This is a genomic window from Selenomonas sp. KH1T6 (assembly GCF_900108415.1).
Lineage (GTDB): Bacteria > Bacillota > Negativicutes > Selenomonadales > Selenomonadaceae > Selenomonas_B > Selenomonas_B ruminantium_A.
In genome coordinates this window covers 22,470-39,127 of the sequence record NZ_FNWN01000006.1, presented here as the reverse complement: position 1 = coordinate 39,127, position 16,658 = coordinate 22,470, and the positions used below count along the sequence as shown (strand labels likewise).

Here is a 16,658-nt window from a genome sequence, read left to right as displayed (position 1 = left end):
CTCGTTCCCTGCCTTTATCTGTATGGGGAAAGGTGATAGATTTATGGCAAACAAGAAAATCAAGGTGATGACTGTATTTGGCACCCGTCCGGAGGCCATCAAGATGGCTCCCATCGTGCTGGAACTCCAGAAGCACCCGGAGGAGATTACGCCGGTGGTGGCTGTGACGGCCCAGCACAGGGATATGCTTGACCAGGTACTGAACCTCTTCGAAATCAAGCCGGACCACGATCTGGACATCATGTCTGCCGGCCAGACCCTCTTTGACATCACCTCCAAGGCCATGATGGGCCTTGACAAGGTGCTGCAGCAGGAGAAGCCGGATATCGTGCTGGTACACGGTGATACCACCACTACCTTTGCAGGCGCCCTGGCGGCCTACTACCACCAGATTCCCGTGGGCCATGTGGAGGCAGGCCTCCGCACCCACAATATCTATTCTCCATTCCCGGAGGAAATGAACCGCAAGCTCACGGGCTGCATCGCAGCTCTGGATTTTGCGCCCACGGAGACTTCTGAGCGCAATCTGCTGGCAGAGAATGTGCCTGCCGAGCAGATTTTCGTCACGGGCAATACGGTTATCGATGCCCTGCACCATACGGTGCGGGAGGATTTCCAGTTTGAAGATGAGCTCCTGAAGAAAATCGACTTTCAGAACAAGCGCATCATCCTTGTAACTACCCATCGCCGTGAGAATCTGGGTGAGCCCATGCGTCATGTGTACAAGGCCCTGAAGCAGCTCACCGAGGAGTTCGCCGATGTGGAGGTAGTCTTCCCCGTGCACAAGAACCCCAAGGTGCGGGAAGTGGTCAATGAAGAACTGGGGGGCCTTGAGAAAGTACACCTTATCGACCCCTTGGATTATGAGCCCTTTGCTAACCTCATGAGCAGGGCGCATCTGATCCTCACGGATTCCGGCGGAGTTCAGGAGGAGGCTCCGGCTCTGGGCAAGCCTGTGCTGGTGCTGCGGGATACCACCGAGCGCCCCGAGGCTGTGGCCGCAGGCACGGTTAAGCTCATCGGCACCGACCGTGAGCGCGTCTATGAGGAAGCAAAACTTCTCCTCACCGATGAAAAAGAATACAGCCGCATGGCTGAGTCCTGCAATCCCTATGGTGATGGCGAGGCCAGCCGCCGCATCATCCAGGCTATCCTCTATCATTATGGCCTGGCTGACGAGCGCCCGGACGTTTTCATGGGCAGCGATAAATAAGGTTCACTGGCTCCCTGCCCGGCAGGGGGCCTCTTTGTTGTGGAGGGAAAAAGATGAGCGAAGAACCCGGAAAGAATGAGGGCCTCAGGCAGGCTGTCAAAGCCTTTGCCCTGCTGTCCGGTGTAGGCATTTATTTTGTCGTGTTTGTGGGCATCTGCCTCTGGCTGGGCAATCTGGCTGACGAAAATCTTGGATTGGGGTACGCAGGGAAGCTGGTGGGAATCATCATAGGCTTTCCGGGGGCTATTTATACCCTTTACCGGCAAATCAAGGAAAACGGCGTGGTTTGAATTACGCTCATTTTATGTGAGTTATGATACGATAGGAATAATTCATGGCGATTATGATAATCTTCACTTGCGATAAACAAAGTAATATCTTATAATAAAAACTGCGTGCAAGTGGGAAAATGCTTATTTTCTTTGCTGCAGGCAGGAATAAAGTGCATTGTGTAGAATAATGCACTTGTGGGAGAATTTGCGAATGGATACCTCTGTTTTGAAAGAAGCACTGGGAGAAATCAAAAGGCCCTTTTGCCTGACCCTGGCGGCCTTCACGGCCATGCTTTGCCTGAGCCTCATGGCGTCCGGCGGGGCGCAGCTGATAGGAGCCCTGTTCATCGGGTATCTGGCAGCGGGAGCCTACCTTTGGACTTTGGTCTACCGCACCTTCCGCAGCGCGGGGATGAGCGCGCAAGGTGCCAAGAAGGAAATGCTCTTTGGCCTTATCCTGAGGCTTCTTACCCTGGCACTTATCTTTGGCGTAGCGGCCAAGATCGGCACCCAGGTCTTTGCGGTGACGGTGCTGGGGTTTCTCACGGTCTATCTGACGGCTCTGGTGCTGATGATAGGCAATAATCTCAAGAAGGGAAAACGGAGCTGAAAGGCGCCGGTTCTCATAAGGAATTGAAAGTAAGTAAAGCAAAAATTTACGGACAGTTCCAAATGGCGGAGCAATCCGCCCTAAAAATATTGGGGCAAAGCCCTGGAGGAGGTAGAGGTTTATGCATGAAATCGGTGTTCGCGAAGTTGTGCAATGGGCTGGTATGACCTTTAACTGGGAAACCCTCTGCATGACTTGGCTCACCATGGCGATCGTCCTCATCATTGCCTTCCTGGCTGTTCGGAACCTTTCTTTGGTACCCAGCGGCTGGCAGAATGTGATAGAGATGGTCGTTGAAGGTCTGCAGGCGCAGATGAAAGGCACCATGGGCAAGGGCGGCATGTTTTTGGCTCCCTTCATCATCTCGCTTTTCATGTTCCTGCTGGTGTCAAACTGGCTGGGACTCATCCCTGGGATGGCGTCTCCTACCAATGACCTGAACACCACTTTGGGCCTGGCCCTGCTGGTCATCGTGATGGTGCACGTGCTGGGTGTGGCAAGGAAGGGCGGCCATTATATCGGCCATTTCTTCAAGCCAACGCCGGTCTTTGTCATCATCAACGCCATTGAAGAGATTGCGAAGCCAATCACATTGTCCTTCCGTCTCTTCGGCAACATCCTGGCAGGTGAGATCCTCATCATCATCCTGCTGAAACTCATGCCGATCTGGATGCCGGTGCCGTCAGTTATCTGGTTGGCTTTCAGTATCTTCATCGGTGCCGTGCAGGCGTTCATCTTTACGATGCTGTCCATGGCGTATTTCGCCAACGCAGTCAAAGAGGATGAAGAGTAATTTTCTTATCTTTCATTATTTAAGGAGGATTTTTTCATGGAAAACGCAATTATGGTAGCCGCTGCTCTGGTTGGCGCAGGTATTACGATGGGTCTTGCCGCTATTGGCGCTGGCGTAGGTGATGGTCTTGTCACCAGCCGTTTCATCGAGGGTCTTTCCCGTCAGCCTGAGGCAGGCAGCAAGCTCTTCACCAATACTTTGATTTCCGTCGGCCTCATCGAGTCCATGGCCATCATCGCAACGGTCGTGGCTCTGATCATGCTCTATGCTAACCCGCTGATCAAATAAGACACTTATCTTGTTTGATGATTGAAGGGAGGCATAGGAATTGATAGATCTGAACATGACGCTGGTTGCGCAGATCCTGAACTTCCTGATCCTGGTGGCCCTGCTCCGCTGGCTGGCTTACAAGCCGGTAGTGAGCATGCTGAAAGCCCGTGAGAACCGCATTGCCGACAGCATTCAGCGTGCTGATGACGATGCGGCAGCTGCTGAGGCTGTGCTGGCTGACTACAAGGCAAAGCTTGCAGAAGCCAGCGTTAAGGCCCAGGAGATACAGGCGAGAGCCGAGGAACGTGCGGAAGAGTACCGTGCAGCCCGCAAAGCCGATACGGAGCGGGAGATTGAGCAGATGAAGAAAGCCGCCAAGGCTGAGATCGAGCGCGACAGGGAGCGTGCAGTGGAAGAGCTGCGCACCCAGATGGTGGCTCTGTCCATGGCTGCTGCTGGCAAAATCATCTCCAAGAACCTGGACGCTGCCGAGAACGAGCAGCTTATCGGCGATTTTGTGGCAAAGCTCGATAAAAATAAGATTGGTGATTTGTCATGCTGAATTTACAGTTAGCGCGCAAGTACTCCAAGGCTATGTTCGAGCTGGCGCAGGAAGAGGGAAAGCTCATCCCCTACGGTGAGGAGCTTGCCTCTGTGCGAAAGGACCTGGACAGCGCTCCGCAGCTGAAAAGCTATCTTGCCAATCCCCAGATTCAGAGGGAGGACAAGAAGGAACTGCTGCGGAAGCTTTTTGACGGGGAACTTTCCAAGACTGTACTTAATTTCCTCTACCTTTTGGTGGACAAGCGCCGCATAGAGCTCTTCGAGGCTATCGAGGATATCTACCGCAGCCTGTCCAATGAGGCCCGGGGCATTGTGGTGGCTGATGTTACCAGCGCCCAGGAGCTGACCTCCTCACAGCAGGAGAAGATCCAGAAGAAGTTGGCTTCCGTCACGGGCAAGGAGATCACTCTCCGCACCCACAAGGACGAGAGCCTGATCGGCGGCGTGGTGGTGCGCATTGGCGACAAGCGCATTGACGGCTCCGTGAAGGGACGCCTGCAGGAAATGACAGCACAGCTCTTAGCCAATTAAAAGCTGCTTTTGCCAAAAGCAGGCAGGAGCAGAGCATAAAGAAACTGGGGTGACAGCGAAATATGAAAATGAATCCGGAAGAAATAACCGCGATCATCAAAGACCAGATCAAGAACTACAATGTAGATCTGAATGTGGATGATGTTGGCACGGTTATCGAAATCGGCGACGGCATCGCCCATATCCATGGCCTGGACAAGGCTATGGCAGGCGAGCTCCTCGATTTCGGCAATGATATATATGGTTTGGTCCTGAACCTTGAGCAGGACAACGTCGGTGCCGTTATCCTGGGCGGCGACGTGGAAATCAAGGAAGGCGACACCGTCAAGCGTACGGGCAGGATCATGCAGGTGCCCGTGGGCAAGGCCATGATCGGCCGCGTGGTGGATGCCTTGGGCCGTCCCATCGACGGCAAGGGCCCCATCAAGACTACGGAGTCCCGCCCTGTAGAGTTCAAGGCACCGGGCATTGCAGACCGCAAGTCCGTCCATGAGCCTCTCCAGACCGGCCTCAAGGCTATCGATGCCCTGGTGCCCATCGGGCGCGGCCAGCGCGAGCTCATCATCGGCGACCGCGGTACCGGCAAGACGGCTATCGCCACCGATACCATCATCAACCAGAAGGGCCAGAACTGCATCTGCGTCTACGTGGCTATCGGCCAGAAGGCCTCCACTGTAGCCCGTGTGGTGAAGACCCTGGAAGACCACGGCGCTATGGAGTATTCCATCGTGGTGGCAGCTACCGCTTCTGACAGCGCACCGCTGCAGTATCTGGCACCTTATGCCGGCGTAGCCATGGCTGAGTACTTCATGTACACCAAGGATGAGAACGGCCATGGCGGCCACTGCCTCTGCGTGTACGATGACCTTACCAAGCACGCTGCAGCTTACCGCGCCATGTCCCTGCTGCTTCGCCGTCCCCCCGGACGTGAGGCATATCCGGGCGATGTCTTCTACCTCCACTCCCGCCTCCTGGAGCGCGCAGCCAAGCTCTCCGACGAGCTGGGTGCAGGTTCCATCACGGCGCTGCCCATCATCGAGACTCTGGCAGGCGACGTTTCGGCCTACATTCCTACCAACGTCATTTCCATCACCGACGGCCAGATCATGCTGGAGACGGATGCTTTCTATTCCGGTATCCGCCCGGCTATCAGCGTGGGTCTTTCCGTCTCCCGCGTAGGCGGTTCCGCCCAGATCAAGGCAATGAAGCAGGTGGCTGGTACCATGCGTCTGGACCTGGCCCAGTACCGCGAGCTGGCAGCTTTCGCCCAGTTCGCCTCCGACCTGGACAAGGCTACCAAGGCACAGCTGGACCGCGGCGTGCGCATGGTTGAGACTTTGAAGCAGGCCCAGTATTCACCTCTTTCCGTTGAGGATCAGGTGCTGACCATCTTCACCGCTGTCCGCGGCTTCCTGACGGATATCCCCGTGGACAAGGTCGTGAAGTTCCAGGATGACTTCATCAAGTTCATGCACACTTCCCATCCCGACACCGGCAAGAAGATTGCAGAGCAGAAGAAGCTGGATGATGCCCTTGAGAAGGAAATCTCCCAGGCTATCGAGGAGTTCAAGGAAACCGTGGACTACAAGATGGCGTAAGGAGGGATTTTCATGCCTAGCTTACAAGACATCAAGCGCCGTACCAAGAGCGTCAAGAGCATCCAGCAGATCACCAACGCCATGGACATGGTGGCTACGTCCCGTATGCGCCATGCCAAGGAGGCAGCCCAGGCCAACCGTCCCTATGCGGAAAAGGTGTCTGAGGTGGTGAAGGAGATTGCCGTGACCGTGGGTGGCGAGTTCTCCCATCCTCTGCTTGAAACCCATGAGGAGGGACACCGCCTGGTGCTGGTGATGGCAGCTGACAAGGGCCTGGCTGGAGCATATTCCAGCAATGCCTGCAAGGAAGCTCTCCAGTCCATCGAGGATAAGGCGACCACCGAAGTAGTCACCGTGGGCCGCAAGCCCCGGGATTTCTTCAAGCACAGAAATTATAACGTGGCCGAGACCTTCACGGGATTTTCTGAGAAGCCTCATTTTGAGCATGCCCAGAAGATTGCCCGCCACATCATAGAGAGATTCGAAAGCGGAGAAATCTCTGATGTGCAGATGGTCTACACCCGCTTCGTATCGGCTATTTCCTGCGTGCCCGAAACTGTGCAGCTGCTGCCTTTCGTGGCACCGGAAGGGGAAGCCGGCGAGGCGAAGGGCCCCGGCACCGAATACATCTATGAGCCTTCGGCGGAGGCGGTGCTTGGGCACATGCTGCCCCAGTACCTCTACACTACTGTCTATGCAGCCCTGTTGCAGGCGGCAGCCAGTGAGTTGTCCTCCCGCATGAATGCTATGTCGAACGCTACCGACAATGCGGCCGAGCTGATTTCCAAGCTGGAGCTGCATTACAACAAGGTACGTCAGGCAGGCATCACCACGGAGCTCAACGAGATCGTCAGCGGCGCAGAAGCCCTGAAGTGATTATAATCGGTGCACAATATTATCCTCAGGAGTGAAAACTCCGGAAGGAGGAGGTTTTACATTGGCAAAAGGTAAAGTCGTACAGGTCATCGGACCTGTCGTAGATATCGAGTTCCCGGCAGGCGAGCTGCCGGAGATACTCAATGCAATCACCATCAAGGGCAAAGCCGACAAGGTGGATATCGACCTGGTGGTAGAGGTCATGCAGCATCTGGGTGACAGCGTCACCCGCTGCATCGCCATGAGCTCCACCGATGGTCTCCAGCGTGGCATGGACGCTGAGGATACCGGCGCTCCCATCAAGGTGCCCGTGGGCAATGAGTGCCTGGGCCGCGTGTTCAACGTGCTGGGACAGACCGTTGACCACAACCCGAAGCCCGTTGGCAACAAGGAGTTCTGGCCCATCCATCGCCCGGCTCCGAAATTTGACGAGCAGGAGACTGCCACCAGCATCCTGGAGACAGGCATCAAGGTGGTTGACCTGATTGCTCCCTATTCCAAGGGCGGCAAGATCGGCCTCTTCGGCGGCGCAGGCGTGGGCAAGACCGTGCTTATCATGGAGCTGATCCACAACATCGCCACCGAGCACGGCGGCTACTCCGTCTTCGCAGGCGTGGGCGAGCGTACCCGTGAGGGCAACGACCTCTGGAACGAAATGACCGAGTCCGGGGTTATCGACAAGACGGCCCTCATCTACGGCCAGATGAATGAGCCCCCCGGAGCTCGTATGCGCGTAGGCCTCACCGGCCTCACCATGGCAGAGTATTTCCGTGATGTACAGCATCAGGACGTGCTGCTTTTCATCGACAACATCTTCCGTTTCATCCAGGCAGGTTCCGAGGTGTCCGCACTCCTCGGCCGTATGCCTTCCGCCGTTGGTTATCAGCCGACCCTCTCCACGGATATCGGTGCCCTCCAGGAGCGCATCACCTCCACCAAGGAAGGTTCCATCACCTCCGTGCAGGCAGTCTATGTGCCGGCAGATGACCTTACCGACCCGGCACCGGCAGGTACCTTCACTCATCTGGATGCTACCACGGTGCTTTCCCGTCAGATTGCAGAGCTGGGCATTTATCCGGCAGTGGATCCCCTGGATTCCACTTCCCGTATCCTTGACCCCCATGTCATTGGCGAGGAGCATTACGAAGTGGCCCGCGGCGTCCAGGCTGTGCTTCAGAAGTACAAGGACCTGCAGGACATCATCGCCATCCTGGGCATGGAAGAGCTTTCCGATGACGATAAGCTCACAGTTTCCCGCGCCCGCAAGATTCAGCGTTTCCTCTCCCAGCCCTTCGCTGTGGCAGAGGTCTTCACCGGCACCCCGGGCAAGTACGTGCCCCTGAAGGAGACCATCCGTGGCTTCAAGGAAATCCTCGAAGGCAAGCATGATGAGCTCCCGGAGGCTGCTTTCTACATGGTAGGCGGCATTGACGAGGTCATTGAGAAGGCCAAGAAGCTGAAAGCGGAGGAGGCCTGATCTAGATGGCTTTAGCTACTACCAGGCTGGAGATAGTTTCCCCTGACAAAGTGGTTTATTCAGAGGATGTGCGCATGGTCATCGTCCGCTCCACCGGCGGCGAGCTGGGCATCCTGCCCAAGCATGCCCCCCTGGTCACAGGCCTTGAGCCCCATGCCCTGCGCGTGAAGTTCGAGGACGGCCGGGACGAGCAGCTCATTGCCTGCGCCGGCGGCTTCATGGAGGTTACTCCAGAAAAAGTCACCGTGCTGGCAACGGCAGCCGAAGCGCCTGTGGACATCGACGTGAACCGCGCCCAGCGGGCTTTCGACCGCGCCAGGGAGCGTCTGGAAAAATTCAAGACCGGCACCCCCGAGGTCAAGCAAAGTATTGACGAAAAGCGTGCCGAACTGGCGCTTATGAGAGCCATGGCCAGACTCAAGGCCAGCGGAACTGAATATAGCCTTTAAGACGATTAAAATGGCTGTTGCATAATAATTGCACAGCCATTTTTTAGTGGAGAAGTGTTGTTTTTCAAAAGGCAAAGTCATAAAATAAAAGAAGAAATGGGAGGAATGACCATGGCGGCTTTTCGCATCAACCGCACCAATGATGCGGTTTTCAAAGCAATCTTCGCAAAGTATCCTAAGATTACTCTTGCACTTATCAATGCTTTCCTTGAGTTTCAGGGCACTGAGCAACTGGTGGACATTGAGTTCATCGACCGGGAGATTGACTCTGATGAGTATGAGGGCAAGGAGTCGCGCCTTGACATACTGGGGCGTACGGCTTCCGGCACTAAGGTCAATATCGAAATGCAGGTCAATGCTCTGGCTGCCATGGGGGAGCGTTCCCTGTTCTACTGGGCGCGAAACTATGCCGATTTGAAGCGCGGCGAGGAATACGACCAGCTAAAGCGTACCATTGCCATCAACATTCTGGGCTTCAACCTGTTCAATGAAAAGCAGTACACCGATATGCACAGCTGTTTTGGCATCTACGATATCAAGACCCAGTGCCAGCTGACGGACAAGCTGGAAATACACTTCCTTGAACTGCCGAAGTTCAAGAGCAAGAGCGTAAAGGACATGAACCGCATGGAAAAATGGGCGGCATATTTTTCTCCTGTTACCTCTGATGAGGAACTGGAGGAAATAGCCGCCGGTGAAGAGGCCATAAAAGAGGCAATGGAGGTGGAAGACATGTTCACCAAAGACGAAGTGGCCAGAAGGTCTTATGAGAAGGCAGAGAAATTCCATCGCGACCAGGCAGCACAATTGAGTTATGCCGAAAAAAGGGGCGAAGAACGAGGCGAAAAGAAAGGCATCAGGGGCACGGTAGTTGCACTGAAAAGCCTTAACCTGGACAAGAAAACCATTGCCCTCAAGTTGGCAGAAGTTTTCGGACTCGATGACAAAACGGCAAATAAGTATGTGGAAGCAAATTGGTAAGGCAAGTCGGTAAGCGAAAAATACTTTCATGACATTTTGTACGTCTGGCATTCATTCTGCCAGCCGTATTTCAGATCCAGCGACAGGAGGCAAAACATGGACATACGCATGGACGCTGACCTGGGGGCAGCTTACCACAGTCCCCAACAGCAAGCCAGAGTCATTACGGAAGCCTGGGCCGCTGAAAACATGTACTGTGTCATGTGTGGAGCGCCCCGCCTTGAGCATCTGCAAAACAACAAGCCCGTGGCAGACCTCTGCTGCCCCCATTGCCGGAACACCTTCGAACTGAAAAGCCATAATGGGCGCTTCGGCTCGGTAATTGCAGACGGAGCCTATGAAACCATGATGGGGAGGCTCATGGACGACAATAACCCGCACCTGTTCGTCATGGAATACACGCGCCCTGAATACATGGTAGAAAACCTCTGGATAATCCCCAGCTACTTCTTCACCTCGGAAATCATCATCAAGAGGAAGCCTCTGCCGCCTACAGCCCGCCGGGCGGGGTGGACAGGGTGCAATATCGCCTGGAAGAATATCCCCGCCCAAGGAAAAATCCCTGTCATCAGTCAAAGAGAAATCCTTGACCCTAAAGCCGTTTGCGAAAAAGTCTCCACCACCACAGCCCTTGCCACCAGCAAAATACAGGCCAGGGGCTGGCTCATGGACGTACTCTACTGCTTAGAGCAAATAGGCAGGGAACACTTCACCCTGCAGGACGTTTATGCCTTCACCGATTACCTGCAAGAGCGCCACAGGGAAAATCACAATGTTCAGCCAAAAATCCGCCAGCAACTACAATATCTGCGTGACAAGGGCTTTGTAGAATTCCTGGGCCGAGGCGAGTATAGATTAAAACAATAATAAACAAGAAAAAGACAACAGCAATATAAAAACCATCATGTCCTTGACCAATTCGCCGGAGGCGGCACTACGCTGGTGGAAGCAAAACTTTTGAACCGCAACATTATTGGCGTGGACGTCAATGATATGGCCCTGGAAAGATGCCGTGAAAAGACAGACTTCGAGCACGAAGGGGCAGAGGGCAGGGTTACCCTGCAAAAAGGAGACGCCAGAAACCTTGACTTTCTGAAAGACGAACAAATAGACTTGATATGCACCCACCCGCCCTATGCTAACATTATTCAGTACAGCGAAGATATTCCGGCAGACCTATCCCGCATGGCAATAGCAGACTTTCTGGAGGAAATGAAAAAGGTGGCGAAAGAAAGCTACAGAGTTCTGAAAAAGGACAAATTCTGCGCTATCCTTATGGGAGACACCAGAAAGAAAGGGTGCATGGTGCCAATGTCCTTCGATGTAATGAAAATCTTCGAGGAAGCAGGCTTCACCCTGAAGGAGCTTATTATCAAAGAACAGCACAACTGCAGAGCCACAGGCTACTGGAAAACTAACAGCGTGAAATATAATTTCCTGCTCATTGCCCATGAATATCTGTTTGTGTTTAGAAAATAATGTATCTGAGTCATGCAGGCGTGCATCACCTTCGCGTCCTCTCCCAGCCCTTCGCTGTGGCAGAGGTCTTCACCGGCACCCCGGGCAAGTACGTGCCCCTGAAGAAAACCATCCGCGGCTTCAAGGAAATCCTTGAGGGCAAGCATGACGATTTGCCTGAGGCTGCCTTCTACATGGTAGGCGGCATTGACGAGGTCATTTAGAAGGCCAAGAAGCTGAAAGCGGAGGAGGCCTGATTTAGATGGCTTTAGCTACAACCAGGCTGGAGATAGTTTCCCCTGACAAGGTGGTCTATTCAGAGGACGTCCGCATGGTCATCGTCCGTTCCACCGGCGGCGAGCTGGGCATCCTGCCCAAGCATGCCCCCCCTGGTCACAGGCCTTGAGCCTCACGCCCTGCGCGTGAAGTTCGAGGACGGCAGGGACGAGCAGCTCATAGCCTGCGCCGGTGGCTTCATGGAGGTAACTCCGGAAAAAGTCACGGTACTGGCAACGGCGGCAGAAGCCCCCGTGGACATAGACGTAAACCGCGCCGAACTTGCCCTCCTGCGCGTCATGGCACGGCTTAAGGCCAGCGGAACTGAATATAGCCTTTAAGATGAAAAGGGGATGTGAAAAAGTCCCTAAAAACGTTGCTACTGCAACATAAGAAAAAGAGCACAAAAACCATGAGACCTTGATTTTCAAGGATTTCTGGTTTTGTGCTCTTGTATTTTTTTGAGCCTACAAAGATTTATTTCACAGCCCCTTTGCGTATTGGAAGAAAATGAAACTATTTGTAAAATATTTTCTGAAATTGTTCCTATTCTGATAGAGAACATGATATGGAGAGTCGCGGTAATGCTGAATTATGTGTTTGCCAATAAATAAATAGCCCGCCTCGTGCAACGCGAAGCTAGTTCCGTTGGGGAAAGGCCAAGAGGAAGTTTTGGTTACGGCAAAACTTCCTTTTGGCCTTATAGTCTTATGCGCTCCTGCAGTTCGTCGTTGCGGCTCCATTTGTGGATTTTCCTTAATGCTTTGATCAAGATTGGGATGGCGGCAGTGTAGGTAATAACAGCTCCAAAAACAAGAATCATCTTGTCGGTTTCGTAAGGCAGGGAAGTGAGTGCATCGATGGTTTCTTTATCCTGGGGCAGGTATTTCATCGTAAGCGGGAAGAAATCGAAAATGGCATGGACCAGTATCGGCAGGGCCAGGGCCAGAAAGTGATAGAACCGCTTGCCTGTGACTCGTGCTTTTCCGTAATAATAGCCCATGATGATGCCAAACAGCAAGTGTAAGGGAATGAAAATGCGTATCAAGCTGCTCTTGCCCATGGCTGCCAGATAGCCGTAGTTTTCAAATAAGGTAAAACCCATGGCAGTCATGACGGAGGCAAGAACTATATCCAGATGTGAGACAATATTTTGGTCGCGGCTGATTACCCAGCGCAATACAGCATATTTGGCGAGTTCTTCATAAGTGCCTATGATAAATACGGTCACGATAAAGCCCGTAATGAGGGGATTCAGTCCTCGGGAGATGATGCTCTTTATAAGGGTATCTTCCGCTAAGCTGCAAATGAATACGGAAGGAATGGCCAATAATATGATGGCCAGGACTGTTTTGCGCGAAAACTTTTCTCCGTTTTTCTTTCCCCACAACCAGCGTAAAATAACAATGGCTACGATGGTTTCAATCAGGAAGGCTGCTGCAATCGACATAATACCACCTCTTGTTTATACAAATTCAACGATATACTTGAAACTTCTAGCTGGTGAGGTAATTTTCCTGTCGGGCTATGGGAAAATTTGCCAAGGAAATGTGCGAAAATAATCGCTCCAATATGCGCAGGATGAAGTGATTATTGGCACAGTTCCTTAGCAGGTGGAGCCTGTCTTTTTATCGACAAGAGGCAGAATATTATGATACTATATTCTAAGGGGGCATTACGAATATCTGAGGAGGAGAGTTTTATGCTGTTTTTACACAAATTTCTCGTTGTCGTCTTCTGGGTGGCTTTGGTGGCGGCCCTGGTGTTTCGCCATCGCTGCCAGAAATGTGAGGAAGGGTCTGAGGAGTATGCGTGGAATCTCAAGATGAAAGAAAATTTGGAGAGAGTCAGTATGATAGTGGGCATCGTCAATCTGGCTCTTCATTTTATGATTGACCATGCCCTGTGAGACGCTGGCAATCCTTAGCAAGGCTGCTCATTGCAGACCAGGATTCACATGTGCGTAAACCTGTCATAGGACAAGAATGGAAGGCTGCATGTTCTTGGTACGGGAGAAAATGGAGATCATTCTGAACCCTAATGGTCATCGGTGTAAATCGCACCGGGTTTGGCCTCTTGTGCGCCATGGTATGCAGGAGGCAGACGTGAAGTGAATAGAGCCTTTGCTTCAAACCAGCAACCCCCTCGGAAGGAGATTTCCGAGGGGGTTATTTTGTGGGGCGTCTATTCTATTGTTACCAGCCGCCCGAGGAGCCGCCGCCGCCTGAGCTGCCGCCGCCGTAGCCGCCTGAGCTGCCGCCGGAACCACCGCTCCACCAGCTGCCTCCATTGCTGTGGTCGTCGTCATCACTATCTGACACAGAGCTCCATTCCAGGCTGCCCCAATGGCCCAGGGTGACGACGTAGAGCAGTACGCTGAGGAGGTAGATAAAGAGGCTGATGGCAAAGAGCACCACCATGCTTACCAGCGGCCCCAAAACGCCGTAAAACAGGAACGCTACCACCACCACCAGGATGAGGAAGATGCCGCAGTACAGGATATCTTCCCACCAGGTGGTTTCTTCTTCTTCGGCTGCACTTTCCGTCACTGCAGGAGCTGGCGGGGGGGTAGTCACGCTCTCCGGTGGCGCTGCCCCGTAGCTGGCATAAATTTTTGCAGCAAGTTTCTGGTAAGCTTCCAGGGTGCCGGCGGAATACTTGTCTTCACGGAATTTTCCTTTCATGCCGTCCAGTACTTCACCGGCATAACCATCGGTGATGGCTCCCTCCAGCCCGTAGCCCACTTCTACGCGGAACTTACGGTCATCTTTGGCAATAAGCAGCAGTACGCCGTTATTTTTTTCGGCGCTGCCGATGCCCCAGCTGCGAAACAGTTGGTTGGCATAGTTTTCGATGGACTCACCCTCCAGGCTGTAGACAGTTGCCACTACCAGCTGTGCCCCGAAGCGGCTGTCAAGGTCCTGCCCGATAGAGAGCATTTTCTGGCGCTCCTCAGTACCTATCATGTCTGCAAAATCGGCTACATAGATATCCTGGGTGGGAGCTGAGGGAAGGGGGGAGAGTGCGTTGTCCTCCTCGTCGAAGATCAGGTAAGCGAAGCAGGCCATGACCGTAGCAATGACCAGCAGGGCGGCTGCCGGCCCCTTCAAAATGCCACCTGGGGCACGCTGTGCGCCGCCTCGTCAGCTGCAAAGGGGGCAAGAGGACCATAGCCCATCATGCCTGCAAAGATATTGCCAGGGAAGGTGCTGACGGTGATATTGTACTCACGGACAGCGTTGTTGTAGTCGCGCCTGGCCACGGCAATGCGGTTCTCTGAACCGGCAATTTCCCGCATAAGTTCTGTGAAATGAGCATCTGACTTCAGAGTGGGATAATTTTCCACCACAGCCAGCAGCCTGCCAAGGGCTCCAGTAAGCTCCTGGTCTGCCACTGCCATTTCCTCTGGCGAGGCGGCACCTGCCACTTTGGCCCGGGCTGCTGTTACCTCAGTCAGGACCTTTTCCTCATATTGCATATAGCCCTTGACGGTGTTCACCAGATTGGGAATCAGATCCGCCCGCCGTTGGATTTGGTTTTCCACTTGCCCGTATTGGGTATCTACTTCGATTTTGGCACTTTTTACGGAATTGTACAAGCCGATGCCGCTGAAGACCATGATAAGGGCCAGAACAAGCGGGATTATTGCTAAATTTTTCATGTGTTCCCCCTAAACAAAAAATACCCGTCCCCACAAGGACAGGTGTAATGATTATCGGCCAAGATGAATCTCCTCAGAAATTTCTACCCTCGTCAACCAGAATATACACACCCTGATTTTCCAACATTCGTCATCAGTGCCGATATTCCTGCTGGAGGTTAGGAAAAATAACGAATTGATGTGAGTGGATGCTTCTGCCTTGTCCCTTCTATCATGGGCAAAGAGGGGACGTTTTTAGCCTTCGTCTTAGGAGGGAGATTTTATGGAAAACGTTTACAAAAAGTCATTGACAAAGAAGTAAATCGGTAGTAAACTTATATGCAACAAGAGAAAATACAGTGCAAGTTCGGACAGTTTTGGCTTGCACTATATTTTAAAGCAAACAGGAAAACGTTTACGATAAAGCGGGAGGAAATGTCATGGCACAAGAGATTCTGGCAGATATGAAAAAGGTTTTTGAGGAGAAGTTTGGCAAGGCTGAGACTAGGGCGTTCTTTTCTCCGGGCCGGGTTAACCTGATTGGCGAGCATACGGACTACAACGGCGGGCATGTTTTCCCCTGTGCCATTTCCCTGGGCACCTACGCTTTGGTGGCTGACCGCGCAGATGATATGACCCGTATCTACTCTATGAATCAGGAAGGGGCGGGCATTATCGAGTTTGAGATGTCAGGCCTTGCGTATGACAAGGACAAAGGGTGGGCTAATTACCCCATGGGAGTGGTAAAGGTTTTCGAGGATGCAGGGCATAAATGCGCTCATGGCTTCGATATCCTCATTTATGGCACCCTGCCCAATGGCTCCGGCCTTTCTTCCTCCGCTTCTCTGGAAGTGCTGACAGCAGTGATTCTGAATGATGCTTTTTGCTTTGGCCTGGATATGGTGGAGATGGTGAAGCTGAGCCAGAAGGCTGAGAACACCTTCGTAGGAGTGAACTGCGGCATCATGGATCAGTTTGCCGTGGGCATGGGCAAGAAGGATTGCGCAATTCTCCTTGACTGCAGCACCCTTGAGTACCGTTATAGCAAGCTTGCTCTGGATGGTGCCAGCATTGTCATCACTAATACCAACAAGCCCCACTCGCTGGCATCTTCTGCTTATAATGTGCGCCGTGCCCAGTGCGAGCATGCCCTGAATGAGCTGAAGGAAGTGCGCCCTGAGCTGGCAACCCTGGGTGAAATGACCAATCTTGAGTATGACAAGCTGGCCGGGCATATTTCCGACCATGTGGAGCGCCAGCGGGCCCGCCATGCGGTCTATGAGAACCAGCGTACCATGGAGGCTGTGCAGGCTTTGGAGGCTGATGATGTGCAGCGCTTTGGCGAGCTCATGGATATGAGCCATGTTTCCCTTCGTGATGATTACGATGTTACGGGAGTGGAGCTTGACACTCTGGCAGAGCTGGCCTGGGAGCAGGAGGGTGTGATTGGCTCCCGTATGACCGGGGCAGGCTTCGGCGGATGCACCGTTAGCTTGGTGAAGGATGAGTGCATCGAGGCATTCAAGAAGAACGTCGAGGATGGTTATGAGAAGAAGATAGGGTATAAGCCTAGCTTCTATGTGGCTAATATCGCTGATGGAACGCATAAGCTGAACTGAATCGTGTTATAATATTATAGCCGTTAAGATT

The 16,658-nt window shown here is 53.1% G+C and carries 18 protein-coding genes and 3 pseudogenes; 18 read left to right on the top strand and 3 right to left on the bottom strand.

The genetic code is table 11. The annotated features are described in order from the left end of the window. Nucleotides 1–43 precede the first annotated feature (43 nt). From wecB to atpC, 16 genes and pseudogenes are all read left to right on the top strand, one after another. Nucleotides 44–1,213, top strand: coding sequence for a non-hydrolyzing UDP-N-acetylglucosamine 2-epimerase (gene wecB / locus BLW59_RS05645; RefSeq protein WP_074696878.1), 1,170 nt, complete (start codon nucleotides 44–46; stop codon nucleotides 1,211–1,213). A gap of 53 nt (nucleotides 1,214–1,266) precedes the next feature. Further along, nucleotides 1,267–1,503, top strand: a complete 237-nt coding sequence (locus BLW59_RS05640) for an AtpZ/AtpI family protein (protein WP_074696876.1) — start codon at nucleotides 1,267–1,269, stop codon at nucleotides 1,501–1,503. Between the two features lie 193 nt (nucleotides 1,504–1,696). Next, nucleotides 1,697–2,095 carry a hypothetical protein gene (locus BLW59_RS05635; protein WP_074696874.1) on the top strand — a complete coding sequence of 133 codons (399 nt, stop codon included), beginning with the start codon at nucleotides 1,697–1,699 and terminating at the stop codon, nucleotides 2,093–2,095. 121 nt (nucleotides 2,096–2,216) lie between these two features. Further along, nucleotides 2,217–2,888 (top strand): F0F1 ATP synthase subunit A, encoded by a 672-nt coding sequence (gene atpB / locus BLW59_RS05630; protein WP_029545929.1) that lies wholly within the window; start codon nucleotides 2,217–2,219, stop codon nucleotides 2,886–2,888. Between the two features lie 36 nt (nucleotides 2,889–2,924). Then, nucleotides 2,925–3,176, top strand: a complete 252-nt coding sequence (gene atpE, locus BLW59_RS05625) for a F0F1 ATP synthase subunit C (RefSeq protein ID WP_029545927.1) — start codon at nucleotides 2,925–2,927, stop codon at nucleotides 3,174–3,176. Nucleotides 3,177–3,216: 40 nt separating this feature from the next. Continuing rightward, complete coding sequence (gene atpF, locus BLW59_RS05620; RefSeq protein WP_074696872.1) at nucleotides 3,217–3,720, top strand: F0F1 ATP synthase subunit B; 504 nt, start codon at nucleotides 3,217–3,219, stop codon at nucleotides 3,718–3,720. Further along, on the top strand, nucleotides 3,714–4,253 hold the full coding sequence (locus tag BLW59_RS05615; RefSeq protein ID WP_074696870.1) for a F0F1 ATP synthase subunit delta: 540 nt from the start codon (nucleotides 3,714–3,716) through the stop codon (nucleotides 4,251–4,253). Before atpF ends, BLW59_RS05615 begins: the two co-directional genes overlap by 7 nt. A 62-nt stretch (nucleotides 4,254–4,315) precedes the next feature. After that, complete coding sequence (gene atpA / locus BLW59_RS05610; RefSeq protein ID WP_029545922.1) at nucleotides 4,316–5,851, top strand: F0F1 ATP synthase subunit alpha; 1,536 nt, start codon at nucleotides 4,316–4,318, stop codon at nucleotides 5,849–5,851. 12 nt (nucleotides 5,852–5,863) lie between these two features. Further along, nucleotides 5,864–6,727, top strand: a complete 864-nt coding sequence (gene atpG / locus BLW59_RS05605) for an ATP synthase F1 subunit gamma (RefSeq protein WP_029545920.1) — start codon at nucleotides 5,864–5,866, stop codon at nucleotides 6,725–6,727. Nucleotides 6,728–6,788: 61 nt separating this feature from the next. Next, a complete protein-coding gene (gene atpD, locus BLW59_RS05600; protein WP_029545918.1) occupies nucleotides 6,789–8,204 on the top strand; it encodes a F0F1 ATP synthase subunit beta in 1,416 nt (471 codons plus the stop codon). A gap of 5 nt (nucleotides 8,205–8,209) precedes the next feature. Beyond that, nucleotides 8,210–8,653 (top strand): F0F1 ATP synthase subunit epsilon, encoded by a 444-nt coding sequence (locus BLW59_RS05595; protein WP_029545916.1) that lies wholly within the window; start codon nucleotides 8,210–8,212, stop codon nucleotides 8,651–8,653. 111 nt (nucleotides 8,654–8,764) lie between these two features. Then, entirely contained in the window at nucleotides 8,765–9,634 is an 870-nt protein-coding gene (locus tag BLW59_RS05590) for an Rpn family recombination-promoting nuclease/putative transposase (protein WP_175463361.1), read from the top strand. A 96-nt stretch (nucleotides 9,635–9,730) separates the two neighbouring features. Beyond that, on the top strand, nucleotides 9,731–10,501 hold the full coding sequence (locus BLW59_RS05585; protein WP_074696866.1) for a DpnI domain-containing protein: 771 nt from the start codon (nucleotides 9,731–9,733) through the stop codon (nucleotides 10,499–10,501). Nucleotides 10,502–10,528: 27 nt separating this feature from the next. Further along, nucleotides 10,529–11,113: pseudogene (locus tag BLW59_RS05580) on the top strand (TRM11 family SAM-dependent methyltransferase); the annotation flags it as partial. Between the two features lie 32 nt (nucleotides 11,114–11,145). Beyond that, a pseudogene (locus BLW59_RS05575) lies at nucleotides 11,146–11,316 on the top strand (F0F1 ATP synthase subunit beta); the annotation flags it as partial. A 38-nt stretch (nucleotides 11,317–11,354) separates the two neighbouring features. After that, nucleotides 11,355–11,682, top strand: a pseudogene (gene atpC, locus BLW59_RS05570) (ATP synthase F1 subunit epsilon); the annotation flags it as partial. Between the two features lie 386 nt (nucleotides 11,683–12,068). On the opposite strand, the gene BLW59_RS05565 reads toward atpC, so the two are convergent. After that, nucleotides 12,069–12,818 (bottom strand): PrsW family glutamic-type intramembrane protease, encoded by a 750-nt coding sequence (locus BLW59_RS05565; protein WP_074696862.1) that lies wholly within the window; start codon nucleotides 12,816–12,818, stop codon nucleotides 12,069–12,071. A 252-nt stretch (nucleotides 12,819–13,070) separates the two neighbouring features. On the opposite strand from BLW59_RS05565, the gene BLW59_RS05560 reads away from it, so the two are divergent. Continuing rightward, entirely contained in the window at nucleotides 13,071–13,277 is a 207-nt protein-coding gene (locus BLW59_RS05560) for a hypothetical protein (RefSeq protein WP_074696860.1), read from the top strand. Between the two features lie 286 nt (nucleotides 13,278–13,563). On the opposite strand, the gene BLW59_RS05555 is transcribed toward BLW59_RS05560, so the two are convergent. Both BLW59_RS05555 and BLW59_RS05550 read right to left on the bottom strand, forming a co-directional pair. Then, nucleotides 13,564–14,478 (bottom strand): TPM domain-containing protein, encoded by a 915-nt coding sequence (locus tag BLW59_RS05555; RefSeq protein WP_139283557.1) that lies wholly within the window; start codon nucleotides 14,476–14,478, stop codon nucleotides 13,564–13,566. Next, nucleotides 14,475–15,029 carry a LemA family protein gene (locus tag BLW59_RS05550; RefSeq protein WP_029545902.1) on the bottom strand — a complete coding sequence of 185 codons (555 nt, stop codon included), beginning with the start codon at nucleotides 15,027–15,029 and terminating at the stop codon, nucleotides 14,475–14,477. The genes BLW59_RS05555 and BLW59_RS05550 overlap by 4 nt, the downstream gene beginning before the upstream one ends. 419 nt (nucleotides 15,030–15,448) lie before the next feature. Here BLW59_RS05550 and BLW59_RS05545 point away from each other — a divergent pair, with 419 nt between their 5' ends. Next, nucleotides 15,449–16,627: a galactokinase gene (locus BLW59_RS05545; protein ID WP_074696859.1), complete on the top strand. Its 1,179-nt coding sequence runs from the start codon at nucleotides 15,449–15,451 to the stop codon at nucleotides 16,625–16,627. Nucleotides 16,628–16,658 lie beyond the last annotated feature (31 nt).

What these genes read in the sequence shown, in the direction of transcription:
- wecB (WP_074696878.1), top strand. Translation starts at nt 44, where the DNA reads ATGGCAAACAAGAAAATCAAGGTGATGACTGTATTTGGCACCCGTCCG.
- BLW59_RS05640 (WP_074696876.1), top strand. Translation starts at nt 1,267, where the DNA reads ATGAGCGAAGAACCCGGAAAGAATGAGGGCCTCAGGCAGGCTGTCAAA.
- BLW59_RS05635 (WP_074696874.1), top strand. Translation starts at nt 1,697, where the DNA reads ATGGATACCTCTGTTTTGAAAGAAGCACTGGGAGAAATCAAAAGGCCC.
- atpB (WP_029545929.1), top strand. Translation starts at nt 2,217, where the DNA reads ATGCATGAAATCGGTGTTCGCGAAGTTGTGCAATGGGCTGGTATGACC.
- atpE (WP_029545927.1), top strand. Translation starts at nt 2,925, where the DNA reads ATGGAAAACGCAATTATGGTAGCCGCTGCTCTGGTTGGCGCAGGTATT.
- BLW59_RS05615 (WP_074696870.1), top strand. Translation starts at nt 3,714, where the DNA reads ATGCTGAATTTACAGTTAGCGCGCAAGTACTCCAAGGCTATGTTCGAG.
- atpA (WP_029545922.1), top strand. Translation starts at nt 4,316, where the DNA reads ATGAAAATGAATCCGGAAGAAATAACCGCGATCATCAAAGACCAGATC.
- atpG (WP_029545920.1), top strand. Translation starts at nt 5,864, where the DNA reads ATGCCTAGCTTACAAGACATCAAGCGCCGTACCAAGAGCGTCAAGAGC.
- BLW59_RS05595 (WP_029545916.1), top strand. Translation starts at nt 8,210, where the DNA reads ATGGCTTTAGCTACTACCAGGCTGGAGATAGTTTCCCCTGACAAAGTG.
- BLW59_RS05590 (WP_175463361.1), top strand. Translation starts at nt 8,765, where the DNA reads ATGGCGGCTTTTCGCATCAACCGCACCAATGATGCGGTTTTCAAAGCA.
- BLW59_RS05585 (WP_074696866.1), top strand. Translation starts at nt 9,731, where the DNA reads ATGGACATACGCATGGACGCTGACCTGGGGGCAGCTTACCACAGTCCC.
- BLW59_RS05565 (WP_074696862.1), bottom strand. Translation starts at nt 12,818, where the DNA reads ATGTCGATTGCAGCAGCCTTCCTGATTGAAACCATCGTAGCCATTGTT.
- BLW59_RS05560 (WP_074696860.1), top strand. Translation starts at nt 13,071, where the DNA reads ATGCTGTTTTTACACAAATTTCTCGTTGTCGTCTTCTGGGTGGCTTTG.
- BLW59_RS05550 (WP_029545902.1), bottom strand. Translation starts at nt 15,029, where the DNA reads ATGAAAAATTTAGCAATAATCCCGCTTGTTCTGGCCCTTATCATGGTC.
- BLW59_RS05545 (WP_074696859.1), top strand. Translation starts at nt 15,449, where the DNA reads ATGGCACAAGAGATTCTGGCAGATATGAAAAAGGTTTTTGAGGAGAAG.